The organism is Melioribacteraceae bacterium 4301-Me (assembly GCA_041538185.1).
Taxonomy (GTDB): Bacteria; Bacteroidota; Ignavibacteria; order Ignavibacteriales; family Melioribacteraceae; genus Pyranulibacter; species Pyranulibacter aquaticus.
In genome coordinates this window covers 120933-146470 of record JBGORM010000006.1, presented here as the reverse complement: position 1 = coordinate 146470, position 25538 = coordinate 120933, and the positions used below count along the sequence as shown (strand labels likewise).

Annotated in this window: 21 protein-coding genes; 13 read left to right on the top strand and 8 right to left on the bottom strand. The window is 33.3% G+C overall.

Going from position 1 to position 25538, the window contains the following annotated elements:
* Positions 1-96 precede the first annotated feature (96 nt).
* From yjjX to ABRY23_11105, 10 genes are all read left to right on the top strand, one after another.
* Positions 97-663 carry an inosine/xanthosine triphosphatase gene (gene yjjX / locus ABRY23_11150; GenBank protein ID MFA3783607.1) on the top strand — a complete coding sequence of 189 codons (567 nt, stop codon included), beginning with the start codon at positions 97-99 and terminating at the stop codon, positions 661-663.
* Entirely contained in the window at positions 663-1451 is a 789-nt protein-coding gene (locus tag ABRY23_11145) for a PhzF family phenazine biosynthesis protein (GenBank protein ID MFA3783606.1), read from the top strand. The genes yjjX and ABRY23_11145 overlap by 1 nt, the downstream gene beginning before the upstream one ends.
* Positions 1452-1530: 79 nt before the next feature.
* Positions 1531-3237 (top strand): carboxypeptidase-like regulatory domain-containing protein, encoded by a 1707-nt coding sequence (locus ABRY23_11140; protein ID MFA3783605.1) that lies wholly within the window; start codon positions 1531-1533, stop codon positions 3235-3237.
* 9 nt (positions 3238-3246) lie between these two features.
* Positions 3247-4740: a sigma-54 interaction domain-containing protein gene (locus ABRY23_11135; protein MFA3783604.1), complete on the top strand. Its 1494-nt coding sequence runs from the start codon at positions 3247-3249 to the stop codon at positions 4738-4740.
* A complete protein-coding gene (locus ABRY23_11130; GenBank protein MFA3783603.1) occupies positions 4740-6332 on the top strand; it encodes a serine/threonine-protein kinase in 1593 nt (530 codons plus the stop codon). Before ABRY23_11135 ends, ABRY23_11130 begins: the two co-directional genes overlap by 1 nt.
* 87 nt (positions 6333-6419) lie before the next feature.
* A complete protein-coding gene (locus tag ABRY23_11125) occupies positions 6420-7229 on the top strand; it encodes a hypothetical protein (GenBank protein ID MFA3783602.1) in 810 nt (269 codons plus the stop codon).
* Positions 7230-7551: 322 nt separating this feature from the next.
* Entirely contained in the window at positions 7552-9078 is a 1527-nt protein-coding gene (locus tag ABRY23_11120) for a PAS domain S-box protein (protein MFA3783601.1), read from the top strand.
* A gap of 14 nt (positions 9079-9092) precedes the next feature.
* A complete protein-coding gene (locus tag ABRY23_11115; protein MFA3783600.1) occupies positions 9093-10475 on the top strand; it encodes a sigma-54-dependent transcriptional regulator in 1383 nt (460 codons plus the stop codon).
* 1 nt (position 10476) lies between these two features.
* Positions 10477-10821: an STAS domain-containing protein gene (locus tag ABRY23_11110; protein ID MFA3783599.1), complete on the top strand. Its 345-nt coding sequence runs from the start codon at positions 10477-10479 to the stop codon at positions 10819-10821.
* Between the two features lie 9 nt (positions 10822-10830).
* Entirely contained in the window at positions 10831-11976 is a 1146-nt protein-coding gene (locus ABRY23_11105; GenBank protein ID MFA3783598.1) for a SpoIIE family protein phosphatase, read from the top strand.
* Between the two features lie 18 nt (positions 11977-11994).
* Here the strand turns inward: ABRY23_11105 and ABRY23_11100 are convergent, their stop codons facing one another.
* The 7 genes from ABRY23_11100 to ABRY23_11070 all read right to left on the bottom strand — a co-directional run bounded on the left by ABRY23_11100 (position 11995) and on the right by ABRY23_11070 (position 19739).
* The gene (locus tag ABRY23_11100; GenBank protein MFA3783597.1) at positions 11995-12195 is read right to left on the bottom strand and encodes a DUF5763 domain-containing protein; all 201 of its coding nucleotides are present in this window, start codon (positions 12193-12195) and stop codon (positions 11995-11997) included.
* A 249-nt stretch (positions 12196-12444) separates the two neighbouring features.
* Positions 12445-13515 carry an AmmeMemoRadiSam system protein B gene (amrB, locus tag ABRY23_11095; protein ID MFA3783596.1) on the bottom strand — a complete coding sequence of 357 codons (1071 nt, stop codon included), beginning with the start codon at positions 13513-13515 and terminating at the stop codon, positions 12445-12447.
* Positions 13516-13577: 62 nt separating this feature from the next.
* Positions 13578-15956, bottom strand: a complete 2379-nt coding sequence (locus tag ABRY23_11090) for a DUF5686 family protein (GenBank protein ID MFA3783595.1) — start codon at positions 15954-15956, stop codon at positions 13578-13580.
* Positions 15957-16006: 50 nt separating this feature from the next.
* Complete coding sequence (locus ABRY23_11085; GenBank protein ID MFA3783594.1) at positions 16007-16441, bottom strand: CBS domain-containing protein; 435 nt, start codon at positions 16439-16441, stop codon at positions 16007-16009.
* A 439-nt stretch (positions 16442-16880) separates the two neighbouring features.
* Positions 16881-18086 (bottom strand): 3-oxoadipyl-CoA thiolase, encoded by a 1206-nt coding sequence (gene pcaF, locus ABRY23_11080; GenBank protein MFA3783593.1) that lies wholly within the window; start codon positions 18084-18086, stop codon positions 16881-16883.
* 59 nt (positions 18087-18145) lie between these two features.
* Positions 18146-18565 carry a PaaI family thioesterase gene (locus ABRY23_11075; GenBank protein ID MFA3783592.1) on the bottom strand — a complete coding sequence of 140 codons (420 nt, stop codon included), beginning with the start codon at positions 18563-18565 and terminating at the stop codon, positions 18146-18148.
* A complete protein-coding gene (locus ABRY23_11070) occupies positions 18558-19739 on the bottom strand; it encodes a 3-hydroxyacyl-CoA dehydrogenase NAD-binding domain-containing protein (protein MFA3783591.1) in 1182 nt (393 codons plus the stop codon). Before ABRY23_11070 ends, ABRY23_11075 begins: the two co-directional genes overlap by 8 nt.
* 694 nt (positions 19740-20433) lie before the next feature.
* Here ABRY23_11070 and ABRY23_11065 point away from each other — a divergent pair.
* On the top strand, positions 20434-21219 hold the full coding sequence (locus tag ABRY23_11065; protein MFA3783590.1) for a hypothetical protein: 786 nt from the start codon (positions 20434-20436) through the stop codon (positions 21217-21219).
* Entirely contained in the window at positions 21162-22178 is a 1017-nt protein-coding gene (locus ABRY23_11060; protein ID MFA3783589.1) for a T9SS type A sorting domain-containing protein, read from the top strand. Before ABRY23_11065 ends, ABRY23_11060 begins: the two co-directional genes overlap by 58 nt.
* A gap of 6 nt (positions 22179-22184) precedes the next feature.
* Here ABRY23_11060 and ABRY23_11055 read toward each other — a convergent pair whose 3' ends face one another.
* Entirely contained in the window at positions 22185-23900 is a 1716-nt protein-coding gene (locus ABRY23_11055; GenBank protein ID MFA3783588.1) for an amidohydrolase, read from the bottom strand.
* Between the two features lie 524 nt (positions 23901-24424).
* Here ABRY23_11055 and ABRY23_11050 point away from each other — a divergent pair.
* The gene (locus ABRY23_11050) at positions 24425-25438 is read left to right on the top strand and encodes a hypothetical protein (GenBank protein ID MFA3783587.1); all 1014 of its coding nucleotides are present in this window, start codon (positions 24425-24427) and stop codon (positions 25436-25438) included.
* The last annotated feature ends 100 nt before the right edge of the window (positions 25439-25538 follow it).

Here is a 25538-nt window from a genome sequence, read left to right as displayed (position 1 = left end):
AACATGTCATGTTGCATTTTTATATTTTTTAGCATTAAAAATAAATGACTCTCTTTTCGACAGCCAAATTACTTTGTTTTAAATAAGGAGTTATTAGTGAAAGTATTAGTTGGCTCAAAAAATCCTGTTAAAATAAACTCTGCGCATGAAGCGTTCTCAAAATTTTTTCACAATGTTGAAGTAACTGGAATAGAAGTTAATTCTGGGGTGCCTCAGCAACCTATAAACGAGGAAACATTTAAAGGTGCAAGGAACAGAGCATTAGAATTAATTAAAATAAATGCCGAAGAAAACTTAAAAGGCGAATATTTCGTAGGAATTGAAGGCGGAATAATAAAACAGTTCAACAAATGGTTTGCTTTTGGCGGAATGTGTATAATTGATAATAATGGTAATGAAGGCTTCGGCACTTCACCGCTTTTTGAACTGCCGGAATTCATCATTGAAAAACTATTAAATGGCGCAGAATTAGGCGAAGTGATGGATGAAATAACTAACATCAGAAATACAAAACAAAATACCGGAGCAATTGGGTTCTTTACAAATGGGGTAATGCACAGAAAAGATTTATACGTACCTGGGTTGATTGCTGCTCTTATTCCATTTTTACATAAAAACTTCTTTAGGGAAAGGAAAAAAGACAAACTGCAAGGGGAAACATAATGAAATTAGATATTTATCAAGTTGATGCTTTTACATCTAAGCTGTTTAGTGGTAATCCAGCCGCGGTTATTCCTTTGAAAAAGTGGCTTGAAAATGATATTATGCAAAAAATTGCGATGGAAAACAATTTATCCGAAACAGCTTTTTTTGTGAAAGAAAAAGATTGTTTTCACATTCGTTGGTTTACACCTCAAAACGAAGTTCCGTTGTGCGGTCACGCAACTCTCGCTTCTGCTTACGTAATCTTTAATTTTATTGAAAACTCGGTAAATAAAATTAAATTCAGTTCTTTAAGTGGTAATTTGTTCGTTGAACGAAATGGAAATCTGTTATCTTTAAACTTCCCTTCTAATGTGCCACATCAAACACAAAGACCAAAAGAAATTTTTGAATGTTTTAACAAAGAGCCAATAGAAATTTTATCAAATGGATTTTTCCTTTTAGTGGTGTTCGACTCTGAAGATTTCATAAAAAATTACATTCCTAAAATTGATTTGATAAAAAAAATACATCCTCACGCTGTTATTATAACAGCTAAAGGTAAACAGGCAGATTTTGTTTCCAGAGTTTTTGTACCAAATGAGGGTATTGATGAGGACCCAGTTACAGGCTCTGCACATACTGTTCTTGTTCCTTATTGGTCAGAAAAATTAAAAAAGACAAAACTTATTGCTAAGCAGGTATCTAAAAGGGGTGGCCAATTAGTACTTGAAAATTTAAATGAGCGTGTAAAAATTTCGGGAGAAGCTATCCTTTTTTTAAAGGGAGAAATTTATTTGAACCTATAAATCGGTTTTTTTTCGCATATTTACATTTCGTTGTTTATCTTTATTTATAACAACATGTAAAATGGTAACTCTTAAGGACGTGAAAAAAACAATTTATATTGGTGCTTTGCTTGTTTTATCATTTTTTTATTCATGTAATGCACCAAGAACTAACCCGCTTGACCCGCAGAACCCAAATTATTCATTAGGTCAATTAGACGGGTATGTATTCACGCCTTCAAGAATTCCATTAAACAAAGTTAGAGTTACTTGGAAGAACGAAAATATAACAGTTGAAACAGACTCAACTGGTTATTTTAAGATTCAGGGGATACAAAGAAAAAATGGAACTCTCTACTACGAGAAACTCGGCTATGCTAACGATTCTGTCTTGGTAGAGTGGGGAGACCAAAAGTCGAAAAGAATAGAGGATAAAATTTTAATTTATGTAACGGGCCAATTAGATGGTTTTGTTTTTAATCCCGAGCGTTCACCATTACAAGGTGTTAAAGTGCTTTGGAATAATCAAAATATTTTAGTACAAACTGATATTAATGGTCATTATCTCTTTTCCAATTTAGCTAAGAACAATGGACTGCTATATTTTGAAAAAGATGGCTTCGCTAAAGACTCTGTGAATGTAGTGTGGGACAACCAGGAAAATTACCACGTAGCTGATAAAATATTAAATTACACAATCGGTCAAATTGACGGTTACGTTTACGACCCAGATAAAATACCTATAAAAAATGTAAAAATAATCTGGGGAAATCAAAACTTATTAGCCACATCCGACCAAAATGGGCATTATTTACTCACAAACGTTTCAATGAAGAATGGGAAACTTTATTTTGAGAAGGACGGTTTTGCAAGCGATTCTGTTAATGTAATCTGGGGCACACAAAAAAATTATCACGTTCCGGATAAAACTTTAATTTACACTATTGGTACAATTGATGGATATGTAAAAACCGTTGCATTGCCTCGTCTTCCAATTCCAAATGCAAAAGTATCATGGAAAAACCAAAACATTGTTGTAACAACTAACTCTAATGGATATTACAAAATAGATAATGTCCCAAAGCAAAATGGAACAATTTATTTTGAAAAAGAAGGCTACAGCCCGGATTCTTCTTTAGTTCAATGGGGCAGCCAAAAAAGCTATAGGGTAGAAGATATATTCTTAAACTCGATACCAACTTTAGACTACTATAACATTTACACCTCAGTCGAAAATAAATTTCCAGATATACAATCCTTCAAAATATTTTTTGAGTGCACAATTTCCGATAAAGAAAATGATGTCGACTCAGTATTTGTTTCTTCTAACTCAATTAATTTTAAAAAACAACTGATTTTCAACCCAACTACTAAAAACTATGAGAACAATTTTACTACGTCGGATTTAAACTTAACTTCGTTTGAAAATGTTATAGGTAAAAATTTTGATATTATCGTAAAAGAACGGTCGGGGAAGACTTTTAACATTGGCAGCTCTTATGTTAAAAGAATAATTAAACAAGAAATAATAATCGATTCACCTTCAAATAAGCAGGTAGTAAGTTCAACACCACAGTTAAACTGGCAGCGGTTTTTGCCTGGTTTTAACTTTAAATATCGAATTGAAATTTACACCGATGAAATACAACCTGTACTTGTGTGGTCGAAAGACAATATATCTCAAGACGCTATTAATTATATTGTAGACCAAAGCTTGCAAACAGGGGATTATTTCTGGGTAATTTGGTGTGTAGATGAATTTAAAAATAAATCTCGCTCTAAACCAGCATCGTTCGTAGTTCAATAAAGGCATTATATGTCTGAATCATTAATTGAAAATATTGTGCATTTAAAAAATCTTACAAAAGAAGAGTATGAAGCACTGTACAAATTTACTCAGGTTCTTAATTCCTCTACTCATCACGAATCATTAATAGAAGATGTAATAGATATAGTAATAAAAGTAATTAACGCTGAAAGAGGATTATTTGCCAAGTACGATTTCACAAAAGATGAATTTAGTATTGTTACCGGCAGAAAAATTTCCAATGAAACCATTTCAAACCTGGATGAGTTTTCCTCAGGTATTTTAAGAAAGGTTGTAAATGAAAAAAAACCAATTCTTTATCATGATGTTCAAGCTGATCCAAATTTATCTCAATTCCAAAGTGTGCAAATACAACAAATTAAATCGGTAATTGGTGTTCCAATTTTTAGGGATGATAAAATTTGGGGGGTAATTATAGCAGATAGTCAACTGAACAGAAAAGAATTCACAGAAGAAAATTTAATCTTTCTTAACTTTTTCTCTAATCTTGTATCACTTGCACTTGACAAAATCATACAATTTGAAGAACTAGAAAAAGAAAACAGAATATTAATTAATCAACTTCAGGCTGTTGAAGAAATCCCGGAGATGATTGGCAACAGTTCTGCGATGAGAGCTCTTGCAAAGCTTGTTCATAAAGTGGCACAAACAGACGCAACAGTTTTAATAATTGGGGAAAGTGGTACCGGTAAAGAACTTGTCGCAAGAGCAATTCATAAACTAAGCAAGAGAAAAGACAGACCCTTTCTCGCTCAATTCTGCGGTTCTATTCCAGATAACTTATTAGAAAGTGAACTGTTCGGATATAAAAAAGGTGCTTTTACAGGCGCCAACACCGATAAGATTGGTCTTTTAGAAGCTGCAGGTCAAGGCACTTTCTTTTTAGATGAGATTGGTGATATTTCTATGGCATTGCAGGCTAAACTTTTACGCGTCCTGGAAAATAGAGAAATTATAAGGTTAGGAGATGTAAACGTTAGAAAAATTGAAGCAAGAATAATTGCAGCTACCAATAAAGATTTGCATGAAATGACCAAAGAAGGACAATTCAGAGAAGATTTATTTTATCGATTAAATGTTTTTCCAATAAAAATTCCACCTTTAAGAGAAAGAAGAAGTGATATCCCAATATTGACAAAACATTTTGTAGAAAAATTCAGTAACAAAAAAATAAGTATTCATCCACGTGCAATTAAAAAATTGGAAACATATTATTGGCCCGGCAATATCCGTCAATTAATTAATGTTATACAAAGATCCTTGATACTTTGTGACTCAGACGTGCTTACGGAAGAGCATATAATTTTAGAAGACCAGGACGAAATGAAAAATTTCAATGGCACTTTAGATGAATTTGAAATTTTTCTTTTGAAAAAACGACTTGAACAATTCAATGGAAATCGAACCTTGGCGGCTAAATCGTTGGGTGTTTCTGTAAGATGGGTGCAGCTTAAATTAAAAGAAATAGGCGAGCAAATTTAATGTCAAATCTTTCAACGGAAATATTATTTGATCGATTTGAGATAATTGAGATTCTTAAAAAAGATGAACACGCAAGTGTTTTTCTTGCTAATCATATTTACTTATCGAAAAAAATAATTCTTAAAATACTCAATACAGAAAGAATTGCAGATAATTCTTTAGTAGAAAGATTTAAAAGAGAAGCAAAAATTTTAGCACAACTAGACCATCCAAACATTATAAAGGTATTAGATTTTGGCACTAACAAAGAATATTTCTACATATCGTTTGAGTATTTTGAAGGACAAAGCTTGCGCAATTTACTCAAAAAAAATGAACTCACCTTACAGCAAAAAGAACAGCTGACAATACAACTTTTTAAGGGATTAGACTATGCGCACAACAACAAAATTATTCATAGAGATATAAAACCAGAAAATATATTTGTTAATACAAATTATCACCTAAAAATAGGAGATTTTGGCTTAGCGCTTTCCGCTGAAGATACATTAGTAACCCAACCGTATTCAATTGTTGGCACACCAAGTTATATGTCGCCCGAACAAATAAGAGGCGAAAAACTTACACACAAAAGTGACTTATTCTCGGCTGGCTTGGTCATTTTTGAAATGTTCACCGGCAAAAATCCTTTCGTACAAGAGAATATTAACCTCACCATCAACAAAATAATGAGTTTTAATGAGGAAGAATTAATAAACGATTTATCTGTATTACCAGAACTGTATAAAAAAATAATTATTAGACTGCTTAGAAAAAACCCGGCTCAAAGGTACAGCTCAGCTAACGAGGTATTAAAGGAATTAAATGTAACTAATGAACTTCAAAACTATATAAATGAACAATCAGCAACTGCAGATATAAAAACTGTCACTTTTACTTCAAAGAAAAAGAAGACGAGAGTTATTATAGCAATTGCAATTGTTTTATTCATCGCCAGTTTTTTTATCCTCTATACCCAACTGCATATTAACAATAATAAAAACACAATACTTAATAATGCCAATAAAACTCAAACTGCTGAACAACAACCAAAAGAACCTCAAAAGGAATTAAGCAATGTGGGCGATTCTAAAATTGACAAACCAAAAGAAAAGGAAAAAGAATCTATTAATATTCCCAAAGAAGATAACCAGAACAAAGTAATTCCAATTGTACCGCCGGCAACTACAAAGCCGAGCAAATTATTTGTTGACTGCTACCCTTGGGCTGAAATTTATATCGATGGCGTGAAAAAAGATGTAACACCATTAATAAATCCATTGAGCTTGGACCCGGGAGAACATACAATGAAATTAATTAATCCGGACTATCCCCCTTATATGGCATTAATTAAAATTGAGCCCAATGAAAATTCTTACATTAAAGTAAATTTAGATACTACACTGGCTTTCTTAGAATGCAACGTATTCCCTTGGGGAAATTTATATTTGAACGGCGAATTAAAAGGTCAAACTCCTTTAAGAGGTCTAATTAGACTCTTCCCAGGCAAAAATAGAATTACAATTAAAAATCCAGCCTACAAAGATATTGATACTACTTTCATAGCTAAAAAGGGAGATACACTTAAGCTATTTTTTAAATTCAAGAAATAATAAATCGCCTGTGATTTATAGCCAATAATATTTATTTTATACTTGCATAGTTAAATATTTTATCCGCTTCAAAGTTTTATTTGTTAAATGAAAAAAAATTCCTTAATAATTTTGTTTTTTCTATCGGCAAGTTTATTAGCTCAACAAGCAGATATTGATAAACTAAAACAATATTTTGAATCATTCGAATATCAAAAAGTAATTAATTTGGCAGATAAATTGATTCAATCAGGAAGTTTATCCGACAGTCTTTTGACAGAAGTATATGAGATGCAGGCTATTTCATATTATGCGCTGGGCGACGAAGCTTCGGCAAAAATTAGTTTTAGGCAATTAATTAAAATTAACAAAGATTATTCACCCGATCCTTCAAAAATCTCCCCTAAGGTAATTAATTTTTTTAACGATATTAAAAATTCAATGGCTGCTGAACTGCAGAGCAACTCTACAGCAAAAGATTCGTTATCACATCAAACCAGTATTCAAACTAAACTGCCTTTTGACTACAGAAGTTACATGTTAAAGAACATTTTCTTGCCGGGTTGGGGACAGCTTAGTTCTTCACAATTCTTAAAAGGTGGAATTATTTCTGGCGCCAGCTTAATACTTATGGGCGGTATGATTTCTTACATAATTGATACTAACAAAAAACAAAATGATTATCTTAACGAAACTGAACTAACTTTAATGCAACTAAAGTATGAAAACTACAATAAATCCTATAAAATACGTAATATTTTTATTGCTTCTTATTTGGCAGTTTGGCTTTACAGTCAAATTGATTTGATACTTTTTAGTAATAATCCTGATGAATCCACAAATATGCCAGAAATTAGCGCCTTTTTTAAATCAATACCAACAACTGAATTTATACTTAACTTTAAAATTAATCTTTAATTCAATCTGTGCATGGAAATCTACCACTGTGGTTAAAAGGTTATCTTCCAGTCGCCTGAAAGAATATTATCTATTGCTATTTGGCTGCTCTTATAGAGTTGAAGTGAAAGGCAAAGTCAATTTTTTCATTTTCTATTGCGTACTTTTGGGTTAAAAGATGAGACTGCAAGTATATAAGCATAAGAAAGTATGTAAATATTAAGTATTTTCTTATATTGAAGTGAATATTTTTGAGTCATTGTTTGTCTTAAATTGGGAATAAATTATACAGCATTTTTAATTTACTTTACTCTGGCATTAAACAAACGAGCAATTAACGTTAATGAAAATTAACAGCGATTTCACAGACATTATAAATGCTCTTCAAACAGTACTTTATGAAGCTGATGCGGATTTAAAGAAAATACTTTTCATTTCCAATGCAGTCAGAATGCTTTACGGATATACCCCGGAAGAAATATACAAAACAAACTCATTGTTAAAAGATGCAATTTATTCAGAAGATTTAATTGGTTACAATAATTTTATTGAAAAGATCAAAAATGGTGAAGAGAGTTCAGTCCAATATAGAATTAAAGATAGATTTGGCAAAGAACACTGGGTTAAACATACTGGCGTTCCAATATTTAAAGATGGAAAATTAACAAAGATTGTAGGCACACTAAATGATATCACAGAAGAAAAAATAATCCAACTCAAATTAGAAAAATCAGAAGAACGGTTCAGAACACTGATTGAAACAGCTGATGACCTAATGTTTATCTTGGACGGGTTCGGCTATTTCACACTTGTTAACAGCAGCGGGGCAAAGGCATTAGGTTATAACCCCGAAGATATGAAAGGCAAACACTTTTTAGAATTTATTGCAAAAGAAGACGAGACAAAAATTGCCGAAGCATTTCAACAAATATTGAACAATAAAAACTCTACAATATTCGAAGCTAAGTTTATAAACAAATCTAACAAAGAAGTAATATTCGAAATTCATGCACGACCCACTTTCAGCGATGGAGAGATTTCCGGAATGCTTAGCATTGGGAGAAACATTACTAATAGAATTCAAAATGAGAAAAAGATTCGTGATTTAAACGCAAAACTAATAGAAGCAAACAGAATAATTTCAATAGAACGCGAGCGCGCTAAACACAAAATTAATGTATTAGAGGAATTGAACAGGTTAAAAAGTGAATTTATATCAAACATCTCTCACGAATTACGCACACCCTTAGCCTCAATTGTGGGATTTGCTGAGACAATTATAAACGATTCGGATATTCCACGAGAAACAATATTAGAATTTAACGAGATTATTTTATCAGAAGGGAAAAGACTTGCAAAGCTAATAAACGATTTACTTGACTTTTCAAAATTAGAGACCGGCGAAGAAAAATTAAATATTAGCTCTTTCAATCTAATACAGCTCATTAATGAAATAATAAATGAATTCGACAAACAACTGAAGAAAAAAGAACTAGTGTTGACAAAGGATTTTCCCAAAGAAGAAGTAATTTTAAACGGTGACTATGCACGCCTATCTAAAGTTTTTACAAATTTATTGTCAAATGCAGTTAAATTTACTGGCAATGGCGGAAGAATCTCTGTAATTATAAACGACTTTGAAAAGGAGGTTGAAATTGATATTAGTGATACGGGCGTGGGAATCCCAGAAAAAGAAATACCAAACCTTTTTCAAAAATTTTCTAAAATAAAATCTACTTTCTCTCAGGCTACAGGCGTTGGATTCGGCTTAGTGGCAGTAAAGCAAATTATCGATCTTCATAAAGGCTTAATTAGTGTTAAAAGCCAAGTTGGCAACGGCACTACATTTATAATTCGTTTACCCAAATAAAAAGAGAGGTAATATTGGAAAAGTTAGTATTTATTGTTGATGACGAAGAATCAATTCTAAAATTAGTAAGCCAGTGGATAAGGAAATGGGGATACAATACTAAAACGTTTACAAATGGACAAACTATGATAAACTCCCTTTCCGATGAACCAGATTTGATTTTACTTGATATAATGCTTCCAGATATTCATGGAAATGAAGTGTTAGAAATAATAAAAAAGAAAAACCCCCATTTGCCAGTAATTATGCTTTCTGCACAAGGAAGTGTTGAAGTTGCTATTCAGTCTATCAGACTTGGTGCTTTCGATTACTTCCCCAAACCAATTGACAGCAATCGATTAGAATCTGCTATCCGAAATGCAATTAAAAATTATGACTTAGAAAGAGAATTGAAGAAACTTAAAGAAAATATTCAATCTGAATACAGTTTTGATAACATTATAACAGCTGACAAAAAAATGCAGGAAACCTTTAAAATGGTTTCTAAGGTTCTTGATAACAACATCACAGTACTAATTCATGGCGAGAGCGGCACAGGTAAAGAACTAATAGCACGTGCTATTCATTACAATGGCAATAGAAAAGATTATCCTTTCGTTGTTGTTAATTGTGCTTCAATTCCTAGAGAACTTTTAGAAAGTGAATTGTTCGGCCACGAAAAAGGTGCATTCACAGGTGCACACCAAAGAAAGATTGGAAAATTTGAACTTGCAAACGGTGGCACTATCTTTTTAGACGAAATCGGAGAAATGGAAATGTCTCTCCAAGCCAAAATTCTTAGGGTAATTCAACAAAGGGAATTCGAAAGAGTAGGTGGTAATGAGGTTATAAAAACAGATGTTAGAATTATATCTGCAACAAACATCGATTTAAAACAAGCAGTTGACAATAAACAATTCAGAGAAGATTTGTATTATCGACTTAGTTCTTTTCCAATATACGTTCCGCCTTTACGAGAGCGCAGAGGCGACATCGTCATTTTAATTGACCATTTTATAAAACAATTTAATACCAAGCTTAACAAAAATGTTAAAGGCGCTACAAAACAAGCACTAAAATTATTATACGATTATGACTGGCCAGGTAATATACGCGAACTGGAAAACACAATTGAAAGATGTATGATATTAACCGATAGCGACTATATAGACGTTGACGTTCTACCTAACAATATTAAAGGGACAGAAGCTACTGCTTCCTTTAAATATACTTCAGATATTTTTGCAGAGGATGCACCTATAATCCCATTTGAAAAACTAAAGGAAGAAGCCTTAAAACATGCTCTTAAAGTTACCAATGGAAATATATTAGAAGCAGCAAAAAAGTTAAAAATAGGAAGAGCTACTTTTTATAGATTAATGAGTAAGTATAAAATATCACCACAAAAAGCAAATTAAAATGAAAATATTCGAAGAAATTATTGATGATATTGTAGTTGAAGTTGTTAATGTTCCCCGTGCGACTTTAAGTGAATCCGAAGAGCTTAAATCTCTTGTTTATTCTAAAATTGATAATGGTTACAAAAAAATAATAGTTGATTTAACATCATGCGAATTTATTGATTCAAGTTTCTTGGGTGCTTTAGTCTCTACTTTAAAAAGAGCCACGAAAAATGGCGGCGATTTAAAGTTAGTTGGACTTCAACCCACCGTGCGCGCCATGTTCGAGCTAACAAGATTATTTAGAGTCTTCGATACTTTTACTGAACTTCAAGAGGCAGTAAGGAGCTTTCAATCAAAATAAAGGTGATTCTTGGAAAAAGAAAAATCTCAAGGAAATTTAATTCTTCTTGTAGAAGATGAGTTGAACATCGCAAAATTGTTTCAATATAATTTATCTAGAGCAGGTTACAATATATTATTAGCAGCAAACGGCAAGGAGGGTTTTGAACTTGCAAGCAAAAACAAACCAGATTTAATAATCAGTGATATCATGATGCCAGAGGTAGATGGCTTTGAATTTAGAAAAATGCTGCTGAACAACCCTGAATTGAGAAATATCCCATTTATATTTCTTACTGCAAAAGGTGAAGAAGACGATATATTGAAAGGGTATGACCTCGAAATAGAAGATTATATAATTAAAACTGCTAGTCCTAAAGTAGTAATAGCAAAAGTATCTGCTGTACTGAAAAGTCTTGAGAAAGAAAGAATTAAAGTTGTAGATGAGGTACAAAAAGCAGCCGATACAATGGGTACTCGAGTTGTTCCAGATGAATTTCCCAAATTTTTAGATTTCGAAATTAAACATTGGCATCTTGCTTATAAGCAAATTCCAGGTGGAGATTTTATCGATTATTTTAACATTGATGAAAATCATCTTGCAGTAGTATTAGGAGATGTAATGGGTAAAAGATGGGGAGCTTGGTATTTTGCTGTTGCATATGCCGGTTATGTTAGAACTGCTACTCGCTTCGTCTTAGAATCAACTAAAAATTTTAAGCCAAGTGAGATATTAAATAAAGTTAACGATTCTGTTTTTAAGGACGAAAGAATTTCCGATGTATTTATTACTTTATCAATTATTTTATTAGACAGAGAAAATAACATCGCTAAATATTCCGGGGCAGGAGACCTTCCAATAATTTATAAAAATAGTGAGGGTGAAATTAAAACTTTTCATTCGAAAGGACTTTTACTTGGTTTTAGTAAGGAAGGAACTTACGACGATCTTGAAATTAAACTAAACAGTAAAGACCAAATTTTTATGATAACCGATGGATTTACCGAATCAAGAAATCAAAACGGTGAAATGTATGGCGAAGAAAAACTTCTAAAGTTCATAAAATCAATTGACCCCAACGCAGATTCTCTTGAACAGCTAAAAAATGAAATCCTCTCTTATACTAACCAACAACCTGAAGATGACCTTAGTATAATCGTCATAAAAAAATTATAGTGAATGAGTTTTTTAGGTTCAATCTTTATTTTTGTTTTGATGCTGCCAACAGTAGTCGCTACCCTCCTGTGCTTTTCGAGAGCATCGTTTACCATTTTTTAAAATGGCTTTACATTGTCTATAAACTTTTTCTTTTTTATCGGTGTTGTTTTTTTGATTAGTCTGCTTTTGGGCTGATTTTTCCTTCACAAAGTCACTTTCTCTTTTTATTTGATTCAAAAGCACCTCTTTTAAGTTTTCTAATTCAACAATCCTGCCTTTTAGAAAAAAGTTTTCGCTTTTTACTGAATCAATTATAATTGACAGGGAATCTATTACTTGTTTCAGCGAGTCAATATTTTTTTGGGAATATAAACTTTTGGGAATTAGCAATAAAAAAAGCAGAGGGTAGTATTTTTTGAAATACACGATAAATTTTACCTATGTAATAAAATTTATTTTTTCTAATGCATCAAAACTGTAAAAGATTTATTTAACAAAAAAAACGGAAGAAAAGAACCCGACCCAGTGTTTGTATGAAAAGGGAGCTGTAGTTCCCATACCAGTACCTTTAATTGGAATAACTCCTTCTGTAACTGTATCTGAATAAATAAGAAGTTTTCCATAAAGATTACCAATATCTAACTTTTGAACTAAGTTATTAATAGTTAATAAACCCATAACTATTGGATAGCGTCCACACCAAATTGGAATTGGTTTTGTGGATTTTTCATTTGGCCATATTTCTTTTGTCAACTGAAAGACTTTTTGTTTTGATATTTCACCATTGAAAGCTTCTTTTGCAATTTTTTCATCTCTTTCCGTAGCAATTTCATGTGCCCTCTGATCCTCTCCAAAAGGAGCATTTTCAAAATCTTTTCCATAATGATTAGCATCTGTAGAAATTAAAAAGAAAATATCTTTGCCTAATTCCAGTTTATTTATTTTAATGTAGTCTATTATTATGTCTGCAAGTTTATCACTAATCTTTTCCATTTTTTCATATGACATGGCTGTAACCATAATAGGTGTGATTTCTACATCTCTATTATAATATTGCAGGAAAGGAATTAATGCTTCTATAGAATGTTCAATCATCTGCGCTTTATCGCTTACCATGTAATCATCAGGGTCTAATTCCAATTTAAGCTTTTCCCTCAAAGGTGAAATTTGAACATCTTTAAATGGACCATGCCACTTGCTAAAGTCATCAAAAATCAAAACATTTTTTGGGTCGTTCATAGCATTTCGCACAGTCCCGTGAGTCACACCAAAAATAACAACTTCTTTAGCACGGATTAATTTATAAAGCGGGTAGTAAATTCTGCCGGCATATAAATAATCATCATGGGGTGAAATTCCTGCAATTAATTTTCCTGGAATACTGTCTTTGAACTCATCAGAGAAATGCTTGTCCATGTAATTAACGAACTTCGTCATCTCATCAGGTTTCCAGCAAAAACCCACATTGTCTCTAATTGGTCGTATTGTCTGTGAAAAAGTATTCATGAATGAAAGTATAAAAAATATGGGAAATAAAATTAAGTATTTTGTTTTCATTACTCACACCTCGACATTTGTTAACGGAAATTAAGTATATTAAATAAATAATGGCTAAAAAATCACAATACTACTCCAAAAGAAGATGTAATATAGAAATTCTTAAATGAATTATAACTTACATCAACTCTAACGATACCAAATATTTTAGATATGCTCGCAAAAACTTCCCAGTAAGGCTTGTTCATATTTAAATTCAGCAGATAATTAGATTGATTCCAAGTCTTCAGCAGGCTTATGCCTGTAATAAAATCAAAATAAAGATCAGACATAAAATCAAGTCCTAACGCCTGAAACAATACAGTTCTCCAGTTATGCTCTACATGAATTGCAAGCATATCGGTGCCAATAAAATTCACTGGCCGTAACCCTTTAAAAACACCCAGTGGAGCAAAAAAACCCAACGCAGTATTGGGCACAAATAAATGTTGAGGACCGTAACTACCTTGTATTGCAGCGGCATCAACCATTATTTCGAGGTATGGAGATATAAACAATTCTTTATAAAATGTTTTTAATCTAATTAATCCTGTAAAGTGATATCTTTTGTAACTGAAGTCACTCGAAAATGCTGGGTCAGAAAGTTCTAACTGAGCCACTAAACCATTTGATGGAAATGCTTGAAATTCCCATGGATTTTTTCCTAAGGAAATTTTTACTGAAATTCTTCTATCGGTTCCTTCAGCAATTGCGGGGTTCTCTCTCGGCAATCTGCTGCTTTTTAATATACTCTGATACTTATTTTCCTTCAAAGAGTTTTCTTGTTCAGATGTAAAATTGAGACTAAACTCAATATCCTTCAAAAAATTTTTTGTGAGGGCAATCCCCACACCTTTTGATAAATAATAATTAAACTGATCATCAAATCCCATCGTAACTGAAATACTATTTGTAATTTCAGAATAGGGTGAAAAGTCATCCCAATTTTTAGTTTTATTGTAGAAATAAGCTTCAATTGAGTTAACAAAAAAATCTTCTAATCGAAAATTAAGATTACCTTCAGCCTCTATTTTCTTCCGAAGAAATGAATACTTAGAAGAAAAATCTAAACTTAATTTATCATTTATCAAATTAGCTGCGTAACGCGGTCCTATCGAAATTCCATCAACACGATTGTTTGCAAAGTTCACATATTTAGTTAAAAAAGTTGCTGTGGCAAACAAAGTACTTTTATTCGAGTCGCTTTTAGGTTCTGAAAAAGCAACTAAACTTGCCAAAGGACCTTTTACCTTTATTATTTTTTCGAATGTTTTAGTACTGTCTAATTCATCATAAGCTTTAATTTCCAGTTTTGTTAATGGTATCGGTCGAAGTTCATTTATTTGTTGGCGAGTTAGTTCAATTGGTCTTTTTCCGCCATTTGTTGTATCGACTGTAAAGCCACCATATTTAGATTTAATTGCATCTACTATCGAATCTGGTATAGCTGGATTAATTTTGTATTCTGTAACATTGCTTATCTCCTCTAATTCTATTTTATCAAGCGAGATTAATCCTTGAAAACTAAACTCGAAACCCGCTTCTGTTTCTATATAATTAGGCAGCCAATAGCCGTCGTAATTGCCAAGCTGCTGAACGAACCTTACATTAAGATCCTTTGCAAATAAAAAGCGTAACCCCTCATTGTTCCTCAAATTTACTTTTACTAAGGCGTAGTTTTTACCTTCAATATCAATTTCACCTTGTAGCAGCGGCTGAATTTTAGAAAGCGGGATTACTTTTATCTTATATACCTCTCCGGTTGGTGTTTCAGTTACACTCATTAATTTATAATCATAATAATCGAATGCTTTATCTGCAAGAGGAAGGTAAACTTTATTTAGTATTAGTGTAAGAGTATCTTTAGAGAAATCAATATAATAATTGCCTGAAATATTAAAATCCATTGAACGAATTTGTTTCTTTCGGTTTTCTGTCTTATGCCTAGACAATATAAATTCTTTTTCCCACTCACCAACTTTACTGTATCCTTTAACAAATACTTCTTCAATCATTCCTACTTCGCCGCCCGATTTTAATATTCTTTTCGAATATGCATTATACTCAAGACTAATCAAACCTTTTCTGTTCTCTTTTTTTCTCCTAATAGCTTCGCGAATAATTTTATAAGCCGGGTCTTCATTTGCATTTACGACAATCTCTGGAAGTCTAACTGCTTGCGGTTCTAGTTTTATATCTAAATGTTCATTTTCAGTTAGATAAATTGAAAGGGTATCGGTTTTATAACCAATGTATGAAAAAATCAATTTGTAGCTGCCTTCTTTAAGCTTTAAGATGAACTGCCCTTCATTATTAGAAGCAGTTCCATAAGTAGTATTATCAATTCTTATGCTTGCGTAAGGAAGTGAGTAACCTGTTAGTTTGTCTTTTATCGCACCTGTAATTTCATACAAATTAGCACTTTGTCCACTGTTAAACTGTGGATAGATTAAACTCGCCAAAAAGAATAAGATTGCAACGGTTTTATTCTTCAAGAGATGTAAAGTTATTGTCACCTGCTGCCAATAATATATTGCTCTAATTGACTAATAACAAAATTCTTATCATCAAGCATTTCCTTTACGACGTCGCCAATTGAAATTAATCCAACTAATTTCTCATTTTCTAATACTGGAAGATGACGAATTCTTTTTTCTGTCATCAGTGCCATACATTCTTCTACGCTTGTATTAGGATTCACATAAAAGATACGATTAGACATTATTTTTTCCACGCTTATTTCATGCGATGATAATCCTTCAAGAGCTACTTTTCGTGCATAGTCTCGTTCAGAAAGAATTCCCTTTAATTGGTTGTTTTCAACAACAACAACTGCGCCGATGTTTTTTTCAGCCATTAATTTTAGCGCATCAAATACTTTTGTATTAGGATTTACAGTCCAAACAGCATTTCCCTTTGTTTTTAATATGTGTTTTACTGTTTTCATAGTTACCTCCATCCAATTTTTGTAAAATTTCTATTTCAAAAGAGACATAATAACATATCCCGAAAAAAATTTACTATTGATTTTTCAAAAACACAATACTCAATTAAATTCAGTGCTGTCCAAAATAATTTTGAAATCAAATCCCGAAGGGATGAATTACCAAATAAATTTTGAAAACTTCAAGATTTTTTGGACTATTCTACTTGTCTTGTAAATCAATCCCTATCTCGTCCCTATGGGACTTTTAACTTCAGTTTGATATTTATTTATTCTATAACTATATAATCCCTAAAGGGATTAGATTGGTTTAAGGATAATCAAAGCTTTATTGTCCCCTCAGAACAAAATATTTATAGGATAAAGAACAAAGAAATAGATTAAGTCCCTTTTGGGACAAATAAAAAATATATTGGACAGATATGATTAAATTGTTATTGAACTAAATTCTTTCCAAAACTACTGCAACTCCTTGTCCCACTCCAACGCACAAAGTACAGAGGGCATACTTTTTATTTTTTTCGTTTAGTTCAATCATTGCTGTTTGGATAAGACGAGCGCCGCTCATTCCCAGCGGGTGTCCCAAAGCAATTGCACCACCGTTAGGGTTTAATCTTTCATCATCTGGTTTAATTTTCAATTCAAATAACACTGCAAGCATTTGTGCTGCAAAAGCTTCGTTTATTTCTATAACATCAAAGTCATCTAATTTCATTTTTGTTTTTGATAAGATTTTCGAAGTTGCATCAACTGGACCAATTCCCATAATACGCGGCTCGACGCCGGTGACAGCATTAGCAACAATTTTTGCCTTAGGCTTTAAGTCAAATTTTTTAATTGCTTTTTCAGAGGCAATAATTAGCGAACATGCCCCGTCATTTAAGCCGGAGGAATTCCCAGCGGTTACAGTCCCGTTTTTTCTAAAGGCAGGTTTTAATGCAGCTAAAATTTCTTTTGTTGTATTTGGTTTAACGAACTCATCGTTTTCAAAAAGGGAAGATTCACCTTTCCCTTGTGAAATTTCAATTGGTATAATTTCTTTTGCAAATCTGCCCGATTTAATAGCAGCTGCAGCTTTCATCTGTGAATTATAAGCAAACTCGTCTTGAGCTTCTCTTGAAATTTTATATTTCTCGGCAAGATTTTCGGCAGTCTCGCCCATAGATTCTGTACCGTACATCTCCTGCATTTTTGGATTAATAAACCTCCAGCCCAAAGATGAATCGTAAATGTTAATTTTCCCAGAGAAAGCTTTTTCAGCTTTAGACATTACAAGTGGTGCGCGAGTCATGTTTTCAACGCCGCCTGCAATAAACAAATCACCATCACCAACCCAAATTGCTCGCGCTGCATTTATAACTGCATCCATTCCAGAAGCACACAAGCGATTAATCGTTTGTCCAGGTACACTTGACGGTATTCCAGCTAATAGCAAAGACATACGCGCAATGTTTCTATTATCTTCACCAGCTTGATTTGCACATCCTAAAAAAACTTCATCAATTTGTGCTGAATCTATTGTTGGATTTCTCTTTAATATTTCTTTTAATGTAATTGCAGCCAAATCGTCAACACGAATTGTGGATAAAGCACCTCCTAATTTCCCAATTGGCGTACGAACTGCATCTACTATATATGCTTCGGAAATAATTTTCATTTATTTGCCTTTCTATTTTTCTTACTAATTACATTAAGACTTTTAGTCTTTTATAGAATGTTCTTGTTTGTTATATAAACAGTTCCCTTAAACACTGCAACTTTCTCATTTTTTTGATTTGTGATTTCAACACTATAAACCCCTAAATGATTATTTCTGCTTTGCTCTTCGGCTGTTGCAATAAGTATATCATTTTCTCTTACGGGTTTAACAAAAGAAATATTATTTTCTATTACAACCGCAACCTTGCCATAGCTGTTTGACGCAAAAGCAAGAGCACTATCGGCAAGTGAAAATGTTACTCCTCCATGCACAATATTAAAACCATTCATCATCTCTTTTCGTACTTTCATTTCTAACTTGCAATAGCCTTTTTTTGACTCCACTATTTTTACTCTTAGCCATCGACTGAATTTATCACTCTTCAGCATTTTCTCAATTGCCTTTTCCGCTGTTAGCTGCTTATTCATAAAACTTCTTCCTTTCTTTAGCCATTGAAACAAGTAGGGGGCAAACAACATATCTTCTGTTTTTGTGCTTATCATAAAGCAAATTTAATTTGTCTACAATTCTTTCAACGCCTATTTCATCAGCCCATTTTAATAATCCTTTAGGATAATTTACCCCCATCGTCATCGCTAAATCGATATCTTCAACAGAGGCTATTTTTTCATAAATTGCATAAGCGGCTTCATTTATTAACATAGCAAGAATTCTAAAAAATATTTCTTCCAAAAGATTTTTATCCATAGCAATCGTTGGAACTTCTTGACCATAAGTATAATTGTAAAAACCAACTCCCGTTTTTTTGCCAAGTTTTCCCTCTTCAACTAATTTTCGCTGAATTGAAGAGGGTTCAAATCGTGGTTCATAGTTAAACTGTTGATAGATTGTTTCAGTTACTTTATAATTAACGTCGTTCCCGATTAAATCCATCAGTTCAAAAGGACCCATTTTAAATTTTCCGATTTCTTTCATTGCGAAATCAATTGTGGCAACATCAACAGTTCCTTCCTCAAGAATTTTAAGTGCTTCACCGTAAAACGGTCTTGCAATTCTATTAACAATAAATCCAGGCGAATCTTTACAAACAACTATAGTTTTCCCAAAATCGTTAATTATCTTTTTAGTCTTTTCTGTGAATTCCCTTGAAGTTTTTTCTCCCGGAATAATTTCGACCAGTGGCATAAGCGGTGCAGGATTAAAAAAATGAGTTCCAATTACTCTTTCGGGATTTTTGCAAGCAGAAGCAATTTCGGTGACTGAGAGTGATGATGTGTTTGTTGCAAGTATAGTTTCTTTCCGGACTGTATTTTCAAGTTGAGAGAAAAGTTCTTTTTTAACGGGAAGACTTTCGACTACAGCTTCAATTACAATTCCACACTCGTTAAATTTTGTTAAAGATTTTGCAAAATAAATTCTAGAAAAAATATCAGCTGCCCTTTCGCCGCTTAATTTTCCTTTCTCTTCCAATCTAATTAAAATAGACAGTAGGGATTGTCTCGCCTTATCTAACGCATTTTTATTTGAATCGAACAGGATTACTTTATACCCGGAAACTGCAGCAGCTTGTGCGATACCTGTTCCCATAGTACCGGAACCTATAACACCAACTACTGCCTTTTTAACTTCTTTATCTTCCATAAAAAACTTCTTCTTATAACACTTTTAAAATTGGTTACTTCAATAAATATGTAACTATTTTTAGTTTTGAGTAAACTTGTCAATTAAACCTAATAAAGTAAAATTATTTTGACAAATTGTCCTTTTTATTTAAAATGACAAAAGGAACCATTCTAATAATTGACGATGAAAAAGTGCTATGGGAATTGCTTCTTTAGACTGCTAAGAGTTCTTAAGACCCTGGTAGAGCAAAATTATGGTTGAAATAAAAAATGAACCCCTATCAGGGCGATATTAATCTTACCGCAATGTGACCAGTTCTATTTGTGATTCCAACATTCAAGAATTAAAAGTGGAACTCTGTGCCTCTGCGTTTTTTTCACCGCCGAGACGCTGAGACGCTGAGATTTCATGAGTTCTGACAATTAGTGCGGTTGAATCTCCCTCGCTAAAAATTACTTTTTGTCGTCTGTCAATGTAATGAAAATTTTGGGGTTAATTCGTTTGCAAAAAGATGGAATTTTTATCTCAATTTGGGGGAAAGATGATATCTCTATTTTCAGTGCTACTTTCAAGCTTTAGCTTATTTTTTACAGCCCAATTGAAAACTTAGAGTATCCGCCCCCTTTTGGTGCATTTCAAAATATTTGAATTGATATTTGTATCATAAAAAATTAGATTGTTTTGTAATTCATTTCGTTTCACAAAAATTGAAATGAAAATGAAATCTCTGCTTAAGATATTTCTTCTTGCAACTTTATATTGTTCTATTATCACTGCGCAAAACCCCCGCCAAAGTATAATCAATTCTGGGAATATTACTTCATGGGTCAGAGATGACGGCTTTCATGATTGGGTTGTCAGTAATTCGTGGAACGGCTCTTATCCTAAAGGCATTAATGTGGGGGTTATTTTTTCCGAAGGAATTATTTGGGGTGGACTTGTCCACGACGGACGAGATACCGTTGTTAGAGTTGCGGGAAACGAGTACTGGAGCAATAATATTCCGCTTACGCGTTTATATAGAGTAAGATCAGATTACTTTTCCAATATTAACCTTGTCGATGACGCTGCAGACTTTTTCCATAAATCCAGAAATCAAGTTACTGATGAGGATATTCAAACAATTTACAAACAGTACGAAAAAGATTGGAACGAATGGCCAGCAGAAGAAGGCGCACCGTTCTATGACAAAAATAACAATGGAATATACGAACAGGATATAGATGTTCCCGGTGTACCTGGAGCGGTGCAAACTTTGTTTATTAAATATTCCGATGGAAAAGAGTTTTCTTTATGGAAATCGCCACCTATAGGTTTAGAAGTTAGCGAAACATACTGGGCATATTATCCTTCTGGCATTCTCAGCAATGTTATTTTCAAAAAAGTAAACATAATTTATAAAGGACTTTCCTCCACTCCCCAGATGCACAAATTGACAGTATGTACATTTGTCAATGGGTTGATACAGACCTCGGTTATTCTGCGGATGATTTCATAGGTTGTGATACTTCCTTAAATATGGGGTATTCTTACAATTCCAATGATTATGATAAGGAATACAGCAAATACCTTTCAGCACCTCCTGCAATAGGTTATGTAATTTTGCAAGGTGTATCTCATAAGACAAATAATTTATCTGACTCTGCAATAATTAATTTCAAGTGGCGAAAAGGATATAAATATTTTAATTCAAAACCGCTTACAGCAGCACTGCTTCATCGTACCGGGGGTTCTTGGAGTGACCCAACACACAGTTATAATGGTACTTTAGAATTCTATAATATGATGAGAGGATTTAGGCCAATGCCTAGTTACCCTAATTCACTTCCTTTCTCTTCTGATGGGACAGATTATACACCAGATGGTGTTTACATGCTTGATGGCGACCCGGTAATCGGGACGGGTCCAATTGATGGAATATATGATGGCGCAGGTGATAGAAGAATGTGGTTAGTGACAGGACCCTTCAGCTTAAAATTAAATGATACCGCCGAGGTCGTAATTGCTCAAGTGGGAGGAATAGGCTTGAACCATTTAGATAGTATTACTAAACTAAGATACAATGCTGAAGTTGCTGCTTTATTTTACAACGACTTTGTTTACGAAATGACCTCCGGAAAATTAACAATTCCTCACCAACAGCATCCAGCTAACAATACCCTTTATGAAAATTACGCGCTGTACCAAAACTATCCCAATCCTTTTAATTCTACTACCAAAATTAGATACGAACTACCTGCAGCAGCTCATGTAATTCTTATCGTTTATGATATTCTTGGAAAAGAAGTCCGAAGACTTGTTGACGACAACAAATCTCCAGGCTCCTATTCAGTCAACTTTAATGCAGATGGTCTGCCGAGCGGCGTTTATTTCTATAAAATTACTTTCCTCAATCAGGATAATAAACTTACTTTTGATAAGTTATATAAAGTTAACAAACTAATTTTGCTTAGGTAACTAACATCATTGCTTATCGTTCGCACTAAACAAAACTTTCCCGCCAACTATAGTATACATTACTTTTGTATTCTGTATTTCATTTTCGGGGCAATTCAACAAATCGTTTGAAAGAACAACAATATCAGCAAGCTTTCCTGGGGTTAACGAGCCTTTTATATTTTCCTCAAAAGAAGCATAAGCACCGTTTATTGTATATGATTTCAACGCTTCTATTCTTGTCATTTTTTCTTCGGGGAAAAACGCCTTGCCGTCTGAAGTTTTTCGAGTAACAGCAGAATAAAAATTTGGAATTGGGTTAACATCTTCTACTGGTGCGTCTGTTCCATTGCAAATTAAAGCACCGCTGTTAATTAATTTTCGCCAAACATAAGCCTCTGACTTTGCACGATTCTCTCCAATTCTTTCAATCACAAAGACCGCATCGGAAGTGCAGTGACATGTTTGCATTGAAGCGATGACGCCAAGTTTAGCAAATCTTGGAACATCTTCAGGAGTTACGTTTTGTGCATGTTCAATTCTCCAACGTAAATCTTTTTTATTGGGATGTTCATTAAAAATATTTTCATAAAGATTCAACACTTCACGATTTCCTCTATCGCCAATAGCATGAATGCAAACTTGGAAATCGTTATTAATTGCAAGTTCGGCTGTTTGTTTTAATTCATTTATTGGTGTGACATTTGAGCCAAAGTAATTTGGTAAATCAGAATAAGGCTCTAACATCCATGCGCCGCGCGATCCAAGTGCACCATCAACATATTTTTTTATCGACCTTACTGTTAAGTGATAATTGCCTGCCCCTATTATTTTATAATCCTTCAATCTTGACTTCAAATATTTTAGTGAATCGTTGATCATCACATAAAGTCTAATGGGAATTTTATTTGAATCAACCAATTCTTTCATAAGATCGATTATTTCAAAAGGTTCACCAGCATCTACAAAAGATGTTATTCCTTTCGAAAGGCATTCTTGGGATGCAAGCTGAATTTGTTTGACGCGTTCATTCCGTATCTGCTGTGGTGTCTTTTTATTTCTGTATTCTTGATATACATTATAAATAAGATCTGCTGCATTTTCTTCAAACACTCCTATTGCATTACCAAGACTGTCACGCACAATTCTGCCTCCATTTGGATTCAGCGTTGAATTATTTATCCCAGCAAGTTCCATTGCTTTAGCATTTGCAAAAACTGCGTGTCCGCTTGCATGCTCTAAGATTACCGGATTATTTGGAACGGCTCTGCTCAGCTCATTATGAACGGGGTATCCTTCTACACTGGGTTCGGGTTTGGGATCAAACTTTTCTTGGTGCCACCCTCTGCCTAAAATCCATTCTCCGGGACGTGAGTTCTCGGCAGCTTTTGCTACTTCAGCAATTACTTCATCCCAATTTTTTGCATGCGTAAGGTCGAGATTCATTTTAAATTCACCGAGACCCATAAAATGCGCGTGACTTTCGATGAAGCCTGGCATCACAAATTTTCCTTTAAGGTCAATAACATTGGTTGAATCGCCAATGTATTCCTTAATTTCGTCTGCTGAACCGACCGCCAAAATTTTATCTCCCTTTATAGCAAGAGCTTCTCCTTCGGGATTATTATCGTCCATAGTTACAATTTTTCCATTCAATAAAACTAAATCAGCTTTGTGCATTATTTTTTCTCCGCAGGCTGTTAGTAAAATCATTATTGCTATGCTGTATATTATTTTTTTCATACTGACTCTATGTTTATTTAGCAACAATTAACAATAATAATTTAAGAAAAGGCTATGCTTAATAAAAGAAAGAAATAATCCCAACATACCACGTAGTGACGATATAAAAATTATTTTGAACAGATATGATATTGGTAGGAGGTAACAGATATTCTCATCGTGCAATGTTAACCTAAATTTTGCATTAAATTTTTTTATTCTGTAATTATTTGTAAACCGAGCAATTGCCTTCTGCAAGTAGGATTATATCTAATACTTCTGCACTTTCTAAGTGTAAGATAAGATTCAACTCATTCCCTTGTTGTTTCTCCTTTTATAAAGAGATGTTCGCCAGACTCTTCAAGGGGAGTATGATGAATATTGGATGAGTTATAAAAAAATATTTCATAACAAATAGTTATTAACAAAATATTGAGTAAATAAAATTTTAATAAAGGAGTTGATTTTTTTTTTTCTAAATGTTATTATTTTATTAAAACTATTTTAATGTATAAGGCAAAGAGAAATAAGCGTTTGCAAACCGTATGAAAAACCTTATAAGAACAATTCTGATAGTAATCACAGTAATAATTAATTCCTGTGGAGAAGGAATAACCGAACCACAACCAGGAAGAAGAGATTATGTGTGGACAAGAGATACACTTCGTGCTGATGAATTTGGCTTTCAGTTTTTAAGCGGTATCTGGGGTTCGTCACCAAGCGATCTTTGGGTGGTTGGAGATGCCGCTACTTACAAAAATAAGGTTTGGCACTATGATGGCAGTAAGTGGTCCAATTACCTGCTAGACCAATTTGCAACACCCATAGGAATTTGGGGAATATCAAGTTCGGAAATATGGATGGTAACAACAATAAGTGATATTTGGAAATATGACGGAACGAAATGGTTTAAGGACACTACAATAGTTCCCGAAGGCTACCAGAGGATTCTCTTTGAAGATATATACGGCTATGAAAATAATATGTATGCTGTTGGTATAGCAGAAAAAGCTGATGGAGATTACACAGGCATAATTGTTCATTATACTGCAGGTAAATGGAAAATTTTGAATACTCCACAGATAAAAGAATATTTTGTCAGTGTTATGTTTTTAAGAAATTTTTTTAGCTCCAGCCAGGTGATAATAACAGCAAGAAATTTTTTTGATCTTGACGAACCGTGCAGATTATATAAACTAAAAGATGAAAAACTCACCCTAATAAGTAACAGCAAAATGTATTTTCATATTGGGATCCTCAATAATAGACTCTACGTAGATACCAATAGTAAAGTATATGAATACAGCTCAGGGGGATTGAACGAAGTCCTTGACTTAACTGGAACAAATTACGCGGGTAGTTTGTGGGGACGTACAATCAAGGATTTTTTTACAGCAAATTATGGTTGGAATCTTGGCCATTACAATGGTAAAGATTTAGTTAATATTTACACAGCAAATGGTAACATTATTGCGGGTCAAATCTTTGATAGAGACGTTTTTTTTATTTGTCATACACTCGATAATGTGGACTATATTTTACATGGAAAACTAAAATAGGAGGGGGAGATCAATCAAAATTAAAATATGAGGGGAAAGATGCGGGCACATCTTTCCCTTCTGCAAATAAAAAGCTAGGCCGATCACCTTACGCTAAGTA